Source organism: Brenneria populi (genome assembly GCF_036016195.1).
GTDB classification, from domain to species: Bacteria; Pseudomonadota; Gammaproteobacteria; order Enterobacterales; family Enterobacteriaceae; genus Brenneria; species Brenneria populi.
In genome coordinates this window covers 1-13,335 of the sequence record NZ_JAYWTM010000019.1, presented here as the reverse complement: position 1 = coordinate 13,335, position 13,335 = coordinate 1, and the positions used below count along the sequence as shown (strand labels likewise).

6 protein-coding genes are annotated in these 13,335 nt (G+C 60.7%); all 6 read left to right on the top strand.

The features are described 5' to 3' along the window. Position 1: 1 nt before the first annotated feature. On the top strand, positions 2–397 hold the full coding sequence (locus tag VSX58_RS16580) for a prepilin-type N-terminal cleavage/methylation domain-containing protein (RefSeq protein WP_327619051.1): 396 nt from the start codon (positions 2–4) through the stop codon (positions 395–397). An 85-nt stretch (positions 398–482) separates the two neighbouring features. Further along, positions 483–3,872: an exodeoxyribonuclease V subunit gamma gene (recC, locus tag VSX58_RS16575; protein WP_327619050.1), complete on the top strand. Its 3,390-nt coding sequence runs from the start codon at positions 483–485 to the stop codon at positions 3,870–3,872. An 81-nt stretch (positions 3,873–3,953) separates the two neighbouring features. Next, complete coding sequence (gene ptrA, locus VSX58_RS16570; protein ID WP_327619049.1) at positions 3,954–6,905, top strand: pitrilysin; 2,952 nt, start codon at positions 3,954–3,956, stop codon at positions 6,903–6,905. Beyond that, positions 6,902–10,450 (top strand): exodeoxyribonuclease V subunit beta, encoded by a 3,549-nt coding sequence (gene recB, locus VSX58_RS16565; protein ID WP_327619048.1) that lies wholly within the window; start codon positions 6,902–6,904, stop codon positions 10,448–10,450. The genes ptrA and recB overlap by 4 nt, the downstream gene beginning before the upstream one ends. Then, complete coding sequence (gene recD / locus VSX58_RS16560) at positions 10,443–12,308, top strand: exodeoxyribonuclease V subunit alpha (protein ID WP_327619047.1); 1,866 nt, start codon at positions 10,443–10,445, stop codon at positions 12,306–12,308. The genes recB and recD overlap by 8 nt, the downstream gene beginning before the upstream one ends. A 636-nt stretch (positions 12,309–12,944) precedes the next feature. Then, the coding region (locus VSX58_RS16555) for a contractile injection system protein, VgrG/Pvc8 family (protein WP_327619046.1) at positions 12,945–13,335 on the top strand (391 nt) is incomplete at its 3' end.

Sequence of the window (13,335 nt, the reverse complement as noted above, 5' to 3'; positions counted from 1 at the left end):
TATCGCCGCTCATCGGACTTTGCCGGCAAACTCAAACCGCCGGGTTGCGCAAAGTGGTTTCGGTCTGCCGGAAACGATGGCCGCGGCGCTGCTGTTTGCGGTGTCGCTGCTGGGCCTGCTGCAATATCACGAGGTCCTGCAGCGCGCTTTCCAACATCAATGGCAGCAGCGCCAGGCGTGGCGTCTGGTTTCTCAGCAACTGGAAGCCTATGAAGCGGGAATAGGGTACGATAGCGCCTCCGCGGCGTTGGACAGCGGATGGCGGCTCGATCTGACGCAGCAGTCGCAGGGCGCCGGCTGCGTCAGGGTTACGGCGACGGCGAGCACGCCGCGGCGCTATCAGGCGCGGCTTATCCGCTGGTTTTGTCGGCCGGCCGCGGCGGGGAATCATCCTTAACGGGCGGGCGTCAACTCCAGTTGCCGCGCGATAGCCTGCGGCTGCAAGACGCGCGGCATAAAAAATCAGCAAGACAGGAGCCGGAATGTTCAGGGTTTATCATTCAAATCAGCTTGATATCTTAAAACTGCTGATGGTCGAACTGATTAAGCGTCAGCCGCTGGCGGATCCCTTCCAACAGGAAGTCGTTCTGGTGCAAAGCCCCGGCATGGCGCAGTGGCTGCAAATTGAGCTGGCTGAGAATTTCGGCATCGCCGCCAATATCCACTTTCCGCTGCCCGGCGTTTTTCTGTGGGAGATGTGCCGCCGCGTCCTGCCCGATATCCCCAGGGAAAGCGCTTTCAGCAAAGACGCCATGACCTGGAAATTGATGCATCTGCTGCCTGAACAGCTGCAGCAGCCCGATTTCTCCTTACTGCGCCGCTATCTACAGGATGACGGCGATCGGCGTAAGCTGCACCAGCTCGCCGGGCGCATCGCCGATCTTTTCGATCAATATCTGATCTACCGCCCCAAATGGATTGAGCAGTGGCGGCAAGGGCGGCTGGTCGACGGCCTGGGCGACGATCAGCTGTGGCAGGCGGCCGCCTGGCGCGCGTTGATCGATTATACCCGCGAGCTGGGGCAGCCCGAGTGGCATCACGCCAATTTGTACCGGCGTTTTATCAACAAGCTGGAGCAGGCGACGGCCTGCCCGCCGGGGCTGCCGCCGCGCGTATTTATCTGCGGTATTTCCGCCTTACCGCCGATCTATTTGCACGCTTTGCGGGCGCTGGCGCGGCATATTGATGTTCATCTGCTGTTCACCAACCCCTGCCGCGATTACTGGAGCGATATTCAGGATTATAAGTTTTTAGCCAGGCTCAAGGCCCGTAATCGTCGCCTGCATCGCTGGGATAACGCGCAGCCGGAGGCGTACCGGCCGCTGTTTCGCGATGCGCGGCAGGCCGACTCGCTGTTTGACGGAGAAGGCCAGCAGCAGATAAACAACCCGCTGCTGGCGTCCTGGGGAAAGTTAGGCCGCGATCACCTTTATCTGCTCGCCGAGCTGGATGATGCGCAGGAAGTCGATGCCTTTGTCGAACTGGATAACGGCAGACTGTTGCGGACGATACAGCGCGATATCCTGGAGCTGGAGGACCGCAGCGTGGCGGCGCTGAGCGCGGCCTCGTTGGAAAACAGCCGCCAAAAGCGCCTGTTGACGCCCGGGGACCGCTCCATTGACTTGCACGCCTGCCATAGCCCGCAGCGAGAAGTGGAAGTGCTGCACGACCAGTTGCTGACCATGATGGCCGACGACCCGACGCTCACGCCGCGCGATATTATCGTCATGATGGCGGATATCGACAGCTATACCCCTTTTATTCAGGCGGTGTTCGGCAACGCCGCGGAAGATCGCTATCTGCCTTTCGCCATTTCCGATCGGCGGGCGCGGCATGCCCACCCGGCGCTACAGGCCGTCGTCAGCCTGCTTGATTTGCCCAATAGCCGATTCACCGCGGAGCAGGTGCTGGCTTTGCTGGAGGTGCCGGCGCTGGCCGCGCGCTTCGGCATTCAGGAGGAGGGGCTGAGGCGTTTACGGCTGTGGGTGGCGGAGTCCGGCATCCGCTGGGGGCTGGACGACGACAACGTGCGTGAATTGATGCTGCCGGCCACCGGTCAGCATACCTGGCGTTTCGGACTGACGCGCATGCTGCTGGGCTACGCCATGGACAGCAACGCCGGCGACTGGCGCGGGGTGCTGCCCTACGACGAATCCAGCGGTCTGGTCGCCGAACTGGCCGGACAGCTGGCCGAGCTGCTGACGCGGCTTAACCAATGGCGCCAGCGTTTGCGGCAGCCCCGCGCGTTGACCGACTGGCTGCCTTTATGCCGGCAGCTGATTGACGACTTCTTTACGGCGGACGGCGATACCGAAGCCGCGCTGGCGCTGATCGAAACGCAGTGGCAACAGGCTATCGGCGCCGGTATCGCCGCCGGTTATCCGCAGTCCGTGCCGATTTCGCTGCTGCGGGACGAGCTTTCCCACCGGCTCGATCGGGAACGGCTAAGCCAGCGTTTTCTGGCCGGCGCCATCAACTTTTGTACCCTGATGCCGATGCGTTCCATTCCATTCAAGGTGGTGTGTCTGCTGGGAATGAACGACGGCGTATATCCGCGCACCTTGCCGCCGCTGGGGTTCGATCTGATGGGGCGGAAAATCGAGCGCGGCGATCGCAGCCGGCGGGACGACGATCGCTACCTGTTTCTGGAAGCGCTGCTTTCGGCGCAGCACCGGCTCTATATCAGCTATATCGGACGTTCGATACAGGATAACGCCCGCCGTTATCCTTCCGTTCTGGTCAGCGAACTGGTGGAGTACATCGCGCAAAGCCACTATCTGCCGCAAGACCAGGAGCGCGACGTGGATGCCAGCGCCGAGCGCGTGGCGCGGCATTTACTCCATGAACATACCCGCATGCCGTTTGATGAGCGCAATTTTCTTCCGCCGCTGCCGCAAAGTTTTGCCGCAGAGTGGCTGGCGGCGGCGAACCGCCAGGGGCAATCTCAGCCCGCTTTCGATCGGGAATTGCCGCTCGAGCGCTATATCGACGTCAGCCTGGACGATCTGAAGCGGTTTTATCGCCATCCGATCCGGGCTTTTTTCCAACGCCGACTGGGCGTCAGCTTCATGCTGCAGGATGACGAACTGCTTGATGAAGAGCCGTTTATCGTGGATAACCTGAATCGTTACCAACTGAATAGCGAACTGCTTAATACCTTGATAGAGCAGGGCGACCCCGAGCGGTTGTACCGGCGGGCCCGCGCGGCGGGCGGGTTGCCGTACGGCGCATTCGGTGAACTATACTGGCAGGCTCAGCAGCAGGAAATGTCGGCGCTGGCCGAGCGCATACGCGAAGAGCTGTCGCCGGACCAGGCCGGAAGCCTGGAGGTGGATATCCAGCTTGACGGCGTCCGCGTCAGCGGCTGGCTGGCTCAGGTGCAGCACGACGGCCTGCTGCGCTGGCGTCCGGGAAAACTGTCGATGACGGACGGCATTACGCTCTGGCTGGAGCATCTGGCCTACTGTCTGGCCGGAGGCCGGGGAGAGAGCCGGATGTTCGGGCGAGATAACGGCGCCTGGCGCTTCGCCGCGCTGTCCGCCGCACAGGCCCGGGAGTACCTGCAACTGATGCTGTCAGGCTATCAGCAGGGGATGAATAAACCGCTGCTGCTGCTGAATAAGTCCGGCGGCGCCTGGCTATCCCAATGTTACGATCGGGAAAGCGACGCCATACAGTGGGATGACGACGCGCAGATTAAGGCGCGCGCCAAGCTTCTACAGGCCTGGCAAGGCAATATGGGCGTGGCGGGCGAGGGCGAAGATGACTACCTGCGGCGCATCGTCCGCGAGTTGGATGAAAAGCGTATGGACGAGATTATCGCCGCGGCGCAAATCTGGCTGCTGCCGCCGGTTCGTTTTAATCTGGTTTGATTTATATCCGGCAGGGTTTATCAGCAGGTTGACAAGTAAAAGTGATGTCGCGTGATTGACGTGAAGGCTATGGAGAAATGCATGCGTAAGCAGTTTGTCTGGATTACCGGATGGTTTTTGTTATTTATTTTCTGGCTGCCGTTAAGTTGGGCCGAAACAGGCTGGCAGCCCCTGGCGCAAACCATCCGTAAAAGTGAAAAAGATCCTCGTCAATATCAGGCGATAAAACTGGATAACGGGATGACCGTACTGCTGGTTTCCGATGCGCTGGCAACGAAATCCCTGGCGTCGCTGGCGTTGCCGGTCGGTTCGCTGGAGGACCCCGATAGTCAGCTGGGCCTGGCGCATTACCTTGAACATATGGTTTTGATGGGCTCCAGGCGCTATCCGCAGCCGGAAGCCCTGGCGGAGTTCCTGAAAAAACACGGCGGCAGCCACAACGCCAGTACGGCATCCTACCGCACGGCGTTTTATCTGGAAGTTGAAAACGATGCGCTGCAACCGGCGGTCGACCGTCTGGCCGATGCGGTGGCCGAACCGCTTCTCGACCCGGCCAACGCCGATCGCGAGCGTCACGCGGTCAACGCCGAACTGACGATGGCGCGTTCCAGCGACGGCCATCGGATGGCGCAGGTCGGGGCGGAGACGCTGAACCCGGCGCATCCCAGCTCGCGTTTCTCCGGCGGCAATCTGGAAACCCTGAACGATAAGCCCGGCAGCAGGCTGCACGACGAACTGGTGAAGTTTTATCAGCGCTATTACTCGGCCAATCTGATGAAAGGTGTGATTTACAGCAATCAACCGCTGCCGTCGCTGGCGAAACTGGCGGCGGAAACCTTCGGCCGCATCGCCAATCATGACGCCAGCGTGCCGCCGATCGACGTGCCGGCGGCGACGAAGCAACAGCGCGGCATAATAATCCACTATGTGCCGGTTCAGCCGCGCAAACAGCTGCGCATCGAGTTCCGCGTGGCTAACAACAGTCAGGCGTTTCGTAGTAAAACCGATACCTATATCAGCTACTTAATCGGCAACCGCAGCCAGAACACGCTTTCCGACTGGCTGCAGAAGGAAGGGCTGGTCGAATCGATCGGCGCGGGTTCGGATCCGGTTATCGATCGCAACGGCGGGGTGTTCTCTATTTCCGTCTCCTTGACGGACAAAGGGCTGGAGCGGCGCGACGACGTTATCGCGGCGATATTCAATTATCTGCAGCAGGTGCGTCGCGAGGGGATCCAACGGCGTTATTTTGACGAAATCGCGCGCGTGCTAGATCTGGATTTCCGCTATCCCTCAATTAGCCGCGATATGGACTATATCGAATGGCTGGTGGATACCATGCTGCGGGTGCCGGTGGAGCATACGCTGGACGCCATGTATCTGGCCGATCGCTACGATCCCGCGGCGATAGCGGAGCGGCTGGATGAGATGACGCCGCAGAATGCGCGCATTTGGCTCATCAGCCCGAATGAACCGCACGACAAAGTCGCTTACTTCGTCGACGCGCCCTACAAAGTCGAACCTATCCCTGACGCGGCCTTTGCCCGCTGGCGCGACCTGGGGCGGAAAATTTCGCTGACCTTGCCCGCCGTCAATCCCTATATCCCCGATGATTTTTCGCTGATCGAGGCGGATACCCGCATCACCACCCCGAAAATATTGCTGCAACAGCCGGGGTTGCGCGTGCTGTACATGCCCAGCCGTTATTTCGCCGATGAACCCAAGGCGGAAATCACCTTGCTGTTGCGCAATAGAGAAGCCAGAAGCAGCGCGCGCAACCAGGTACTGTTCGCGCTGAATGACTACCTGGCCGGCCTGGCGCTGGATGAATTGAGCTATCAGGCGTCGATCGGCGGCATCAGTTTCTCGACCAGTAACCATGACGGCTTGGCGATCAACGCCAACGGCTATACCCAGCGGCTGCCGCAGCTGTTGCTGGCGCTGGCGGATGGCTACGCCTCTTTCTCCCCGACGGAGGATCAGCTGCGGCAGGCGAAGTCCTGGTATCTGGAACAGCTGGACTCGGTGGAGAAAGCGAAGGCGTTTGAGCAGGCCATCCAGCCGGTACAGGCGCTGTCGCAGGTGCCTTATACCGAACGTTCCGAACGCCGTAGCCTGCTAAAAGATATCGGCTTACAAGAGGTGATTGATTATCGCAATGCGTTGTTGCAAAAAGCCGCGCCGGAAATGCTGGTGGTGGGCAATTTAACGCCGGAGAAGGTGATTGAGCTGGCGCAAACCTTAAAGGCCCATTTGAAGAGCGAAGGGAATGACCTGTGGCGCGGCGACGAGGTGAAGATCGGCAAACCGCAGCGGGCCAATTTGCAAAAACCGGGCAGCAGCACCGACTCCGCGCTGGCGGCGGTCTATATTCCCAGCGGATATAGCGAAACGCAGAGCATGGCCTATAGCTCGCTGCTGGGACAGATTATTCAGCCCTGGTTCTATAGCCAGCTGAGAACCGAAGAGCAGCTCGGCTATGCGGTGTTCGCTTTCCCGATATCCGTCGGACGGCAGTGGGGGATGGGCTTCCTGCTGCAAAGCAACAGCAAACAGCCTGCTTATTTGTATCAGCGCTATCAGGATTTCTACCAGAAGGCGGAAAAACGGCTGCGCGCCATGAGCGCGGAAGAGTTCGCCCAGTACAAGCAAGGCATGATTAATGAGTTGAATCAGCGTCCGCAAACTCTCAATGAGGAGATAAGCCGCCTGCGCAACGACCTGAACCGCGAGAACTTCGCGTTTGATACGCGCGAGAAGATTATCGCCGCAACCCAGCCGCTAACGGTGGCGCAATTGGCCGATTTCTTCCGGCAGGCGTTGAAGCCGCAAGGGCTGGCGCTGTTATCGCAAATTTCCGGCAGCCGTCATGGCAAGTCGGACTATGCCGCGCCGCAGGGTTGGCATACCTACCCCGACGCCTCTTCGCTGCAGAAAACGCTGCCGCGGCGCAAAGCGCCGTCGATAGGCGCCGCTCCGAAGCCGGAGAGCGGCGCCTCCGCGGACGCGGCCGGTGCGGGTGAGGTAAAATGAAGCCAGCCGCGCCGCAATCATTAAACGTTCTGACGTTGCCGCTGCTGGGGGAGCGGCTGATTGAGGCGTCGGCCGGGACCGGCAAAACCTATACCCTTGCCGCGCTCTATTTACGGCTGCTGCTGGGGCTGGGGGGCGATTCCGCCTATCCCCGTCGGCTGCTGGTCGAAGAAATTCTGGTGGTGACATTCACCGAAGCCGCCACCGAAGAGCTGCGCGATCGCATCCGCGAGAATATCCACGCCCTGCGCATCGCCTGTATCCGCGGTGAAAGCGAGCATCCGCTGCTGACCAGTCTGCTGGCCGCAATTCCGGATCTCAGCGAGGCGGCGGAGACGTTGCTTGCCGCGGAGCGGCAGATGGATGAGGCCGCGATCTATACCATTCATGGCTTCTGTCAGCGGATGTTAAGCACCAATGCCTTCGAGTCCGGCGTGCTGTTCGAACAGACGCTGATCGAAGATGAACAGCCGCTGCGGCGCCAGGCCTGCGCCGATTTCTGGCGCCGCTATTGCTATCCTTTGCCGGTGGATGTGGCGCGCGCCGTCGGGCAGGAGTGGAGCGGGCCGGAGAGCCTGCTGGCCGACCTGATGCCCTATCTGCATGGCGAATCGCCCCTTTTGCGCCATTCCCCGCGGGATGATGAAACCCTGCTGAGCCGCCATGAAAAAATCGTCGCGGCGATCGATGAATTTAAGCGGCGCTGGCTGGCCGCCGCACAGGATTTGGCGACGCTGATCGGCGCTTCCGGCGTGGATAAACGCAGCTACAGCAGCAAGCATCTGCCTAACTGGCTGCAAAAAGTCACGCTGTGGGCGGAGCAGCCGACGCGGGATTATCAGTTGCCTAAAGAGCTGGAGAGATTTAGTCAGCGGGCATTGACGGAAAAAACCAAGAAGGGGGAGCCGCCGCTACACGCGGTGTTTACGGCGGTCGATACCCTGCTCGACAGCGCGCTTTCCGTGCGCGACTTGGTGATTGTGCGGGCGCTGAGCGAAATTCGCCGCTCCGTGCGGGAAGAAAAACGCCAGCGGGCGGAGATGGGGTTTGACGATCTGCTGAGCCGGCTGGATGAAGCGCTGCGGCAGCCGGGGGGAGAACAGCTGGCCGGCGCCATTCGCGAACGTTATCCGGTGGCGATGATCGATGAGTTTCAGGACACCGACCCCCAGCAGTACCGGATTTTCCGCGCGCTGTATATCGGCCAGCCGCAGTGCGGCCTGCTGTTGATCGGCGATCCGAAGCAGGCGATCTACGCCTTTCGCGGCGCCGATATTTTTACCTATATGCGCGCGCGCTCCGAGGTGAGCGCCCACTATACGCTGGATACCAACTGGCGTTCATCGCACCGGATGGTGCATGGGGTCAACCGCTTATTTCAGCGTGTCGCAAACCCGTTTATCTTTCAGGACATTCCTTTTCTCGCCGTTTCCCCGGCGGCGGCGAAACGCGATCTGGCTTTTAACATCGCGGGCGAATCTCAGCCGGCGCTGCAATTTTGGCTGACGGGCGACGAAGCCATCGGCGTGGGCGACTACCAGCAACTGATGGCCAGGCAGTGCGCCGCGCAAATCAGGGACTGGCTGGCGGCCGGCCAGCGCGGCGAAGCCTGGCTGGAAGAGGGAAAAACGCGGCGCCCGGTGCAGGCTTCGGATATCAGCGTTCTGGTGCGCAGCCGTCATGAGGCCGCGCTGGTGCGTGATGCGCTCGGCACGCTGTCGATCCCGTCGGTTTACCTTTCCAACCGCGATAGCGTGTTTACCACGCCGGAAGCCCGCGACATTCTGTGGCTGCTGCAGGCGGTGCTGACGCCGGAACAGGAAAGAACGCTGCGCAGCGCCATGGCCACCTCCCTGATGGGACTGGATGCGCCGGCGGTGGAGGCGTTGGGCCGCAGCGAAGCCGTATGGGATGCGCTGGTTGACGAGTTCGCCGGCTACCGTACGCTTTGGCGGCAGCGCGGGGTGCTCCCGATGCTGCGCGCGTTGATGAGCCGTCACCAGCTGGCGGAGAACCTGTTGGCCAGCGCCGACGGCGAGCGTCGGCTGACCGATATTCTGCATATCGGCGAGTTATTGCAGGACGCCTCTTCGGCGCTGGATAGCGAGCACGCGCTGGTGCGCTGGCTTTCGCAGCAGATCGCGCAGCCGAATCCGCAGGCGGATAATCAGCAACTGAGGCTGGAAAGCGACCGCCATCTGGTGCAGATCGTCACCATCCATAAATCCAAAGGGCTGGAGTATCCGCTGGTTTGGCTGCCGTTTATCAGTAACTTCCGCGAGCAGTCGCAGGCCGTTTATCACGACAGAAACACCTATCAGGCCTTGCTGGATCTGGATAACGGCGACGAGAGTAAAGCGCTGGCGGAAGAGGAGCGTCTGGCGGAAGATTTGCGTCTGCTGTACGTGGCGCTGACCCGCTCCATCTATCACTGTAGCGTCGGCGTGGCCCCGCTTCAGCGATCGCGCAAGAAAGCGACGAACAGCGATATGCATCAGAGCGCGCTGGGATATCTGCTCCAGCGCGGAGAGGAAACGGATGTGGCGACGCTGATCGCCGAACTTACAGGTATGGCGGGCGACGGCGTGGCGCTAACGCCGGTACGGCCCGGCGAGATGCTTCCCTGGCGGCCCGACGCGCCGGATAAGGCTGAATTGCTGGCTCGCCGCAGTGAACGAACGCTGCGCGACGGCTGGCGGGTGACCAGCTACTCCGGGCTGCAGCAGCACGGCGCTTCTCCGATTCAGGAGCTGGTGCCGCGTCTGGATATCGAGGCGATGGGCGAGCGGCGGGAGGAGACGGAAGCGCAGCTTACGCCGCACACCTTCCCACGCGGCGCCAGCCCCGGCACATTTTTGCATGGCCTGTTTGAGACGCTGGATTTTACCCAGCCGGTTGACGACGTATGGCTGGCGCAGCAACTGCGGCTGCAAGGGTTGGAGGAGCGCTGGCTGCCGACGCTCCTCCAGTGGATGGACGCCGTGCTGACCACTCCCCTCAACGACGAGGGGATAACCCTGCGCGCGCTGGACGCCCGGCATAAACAGGCGGAGCTGCAGTTTTATCTGCCGATTCAGGCTCCGATACAGGCGGCGCGCTTCGATAGTTTGGCGAAACGGTACGATCCCTTGTCGGCGCGCTGTCCACCGTTATCGTTTCAACAGGTCAAAGGCATGCTGAAGGGGTTTATCGATCTGGTGTTTGTCTGGGAAGGACGCTACTACCTGCTGGACTATAAATCCAACTGGCTGGGCGCGGACGCCGGCGCCTACACGCAATCCGCCATGGAGCAGGCCATGGCGGAGCATCGCTATGATTTGCAGTATCAGCTTTATAGCCTGGCGCTGCACCGTTATCTGCGTCACCGCATCGACGATTATGACTATGCGCGGCATTTCGGCGGGGTATTTTATCTGTTTTTACGCGGCGTCGATGAAAACGCGCCCGGCAACGGGGTGTTTTATTTCCGGCCGCAGGAGGCCTTTATCAGCGGATTGGATCGGTTATTCGCGGGAGAGCCGCTACGGGATGCCGGCCATGATTGAACTACTGGAGACGGCATTGCAGCGCCGGCTTTTGCGCCCGCTGGATATCCAGTTCGCCAGAATGTTGGCGGATGACGGTAATCCTCTATTATTGCTGGCCGCGGCCTGTTTAAGCGCGCAGTCCGGCGCCGGGCATGTCTGTTTGCCGCTGGCGGCGTTACAGCCCGCGCGGTTGTTCGACGGGCGTGAACCCGAACTGGCGCGGTCGGCATGGGAAGCGGCCGGCAAACCGGACGCCGCCGCCTGGCGACGAAGCTTGCTGGCTTCTCCCGCGGTCGGCGATGGCGCAAGCCCTACGCCGCTGGTGTTGCAGCGGGATAATCTCTATTTACAGCGCAACTGGCAGAGCGAAGGGCGGGTGGCGCGGTTTTTCGCCGGCGAATATCCGCTTCCGTCGCGCGACGAGCCGCGCGTTCGCGCCGTGCTCGACGGCCTGTTTCCGCCGTCCGGCGATGAGATCGATTGGCAGAAGGTGGCGGCCGCCGTCGCGCTGACCCGACGTATCGCCGTTATTTCCGGCGGGCCGGGAACCGGGAAGACGACCACCGTCGCCAAACTCCTGGCCGCGTTGATTCAGCTTAACGCGGGCGCGGCGCTGCGTATCCAACTGGCCGCGCCGACGGGGAAAGCGGCGGCGCGGCTGACGGAGTCGCTGGGGACGGCGTTGAACCACCTCTCATTGGGGCAGGTTCATCGCGACGCTTTCCCGCGCGAGGCGACAACGCTGCATCGCCTGTTGGGCGCGGTGCCCGACAGCCAGCGCCTGCGTCATCATCAGGGGAATCCGCTGCATCTTGACGTACTGGTGGTGGATGAGGCTTCCATGGTCGATCTGCCGATGATGGCGCACCTGATCGCCGCTTTGCCCGAGCAGGCCAGGGTTATTTTCCTCGGCGATCGCGATCAGCTGGCTTCGGTTGAGGCGGGGGCGGTGCTGGGGGACATCTGCCGTTTTGCGCAAGCGGGCTATAGCCGGACGCGGGCGCAGCAGTTGCAGCGGCTGACGGGCTGCCGGCTTGACGATGACGGGCATGAAAATCAGGCGGCCGTAGGCGACAGTATCTGTTTGTTGCGCAGGAGCTACCGCTTTGACCACCGTTCCGGCATCGGTCAACTGGCCCTGGCGGTAAATCATGGCGACGACCGGCGGGTGCAGGCGGTGTTGAACGGCGCGTTTAGCGATATCGCCTGTAATCCGCTGGCGGCCGCGGAAGATTACCAGCAGATGATGGCCCAGTGCGTCGAAGGCTATCGGGGGTATTTGCAGCTTATCGCCGCCGCCGCCGCGCCTGAGGCGGTGCTGTCGGCTTTTCAACGCTATCGCCAGCTGTGCGCGCTGCGTGAAGGGCCGTTCGGCGTAGCGGGGCTTAACCAGCGGATTGAGCAGGCGCTGCATAAAGCCGGGTTGATTCAGCGGAGCCGTCATCCGCTTAATCGCTGGTATAGCGGCCGCCCGGTGATGATCGAACGTAATGATGCGGTGCTGGGGCTATTTAACGGCGATATCGGCATCGCCATGATGAATGAAAAAGGGGAGCTGCGGGTTTATTTCCAACTGCCTGACGGCAAAACCAAATCCGTGGCACCGAGCCGTTTACCGCCCCATGATACCGCCTACGCCATGACGGTGCATAAGTCGCAGGGATCGGAATTCGAACATACCGCGCTGGTGTTGCCGAACCAATATCTGCCGGTACTAACGCGGGAGCTGGTTTATACCGCCATCACCCGCGCCCGCCGGCGTTTGACGCTGTATGCGGATATGAAAATTCTGCGCCGGGCGGTGAAAACGCCCACTCAGCGCCATAGCGGCCTGGTTGAGCGGATTATGGCGCTTTCTTCAGTCGAACCATCATAAGCACTGATATCAGACTGTTGACAAAGTCAGATATTACTCGCCCCGCCGGCGGGGCTCGCCCTTCGGGCCGCCGCCGGCGGCGTTCAAAAACGCACGCGTTTTTGTCGGGAAACACGGGGAGGTTCCCGCAGGGATGCCTCACCCCCGTGGTCGCCCATGTATCTCGATCTGACAGACGGGTTTATCAGCAACCTTATATTCGATCATTTCCGGGGATAAAACATTCAATGGGTAACGGGGCCGGTTTATTCCCTATCCTCACCCGCGCAAGGCCGCCGGGGGAGCCCGCCATCGGCGACAAAAGCGGCTGCGCCCGATGTTCTTGTTTCTATTACCGACGCAAGAGCGACATTTTCGCCGAATTAATTATACTGCGAATAATATTTTTTAATATTATTAAATGTATGATTTATAATGAATAATTTTTATTATTCAGTTTATTCCTATTGTCGCCCTGTTCATTTTTCCAACATGATTTCCCTCCCGGGTTTCTCAATGGGTATTTATAGGAAACGACATGGAACGCGCTACCCCTATCTCCTCTGTCCGTTATCACTTCAGCCAGCAGACGTTATCGCCGACAGAGGCGACTACGCCTCCTTCCCGCACCTCCATCATGACCGAAGAGGTATAAACATGTTGTCCGTATCCGAACTTGCCGGCCGCCTTGCCGGCACGCACAACCGCTATGCGCTGACGGTAAACGGCAGAAGCGACCTGGACGTGGCGTCGTTCAGCGCCACTGAAGGGCTGAGTCAGACTTATTGCTATCAGATAACCTTTACCAGCCGCAGCGATATCGCCCCGGCGCAGATGCTGCTGCAGGACGCCACCTTTAGCTTTAACGCGCCGGGAACGTCGGCGGCGGCGCGGTCGGTGCACGGGGTGGTGACGGGGTTCAGCCGGCTGTCGGCGTCGGCGGACGAGGTGCGTTATCAACTGACGCTGGCGCCGCGCCTGGCGCTGCTGGGCAACGCCGCGCGGCCGGCGATATACCAGAACCAGTCGGTGCCGGAGATAGTGGAGC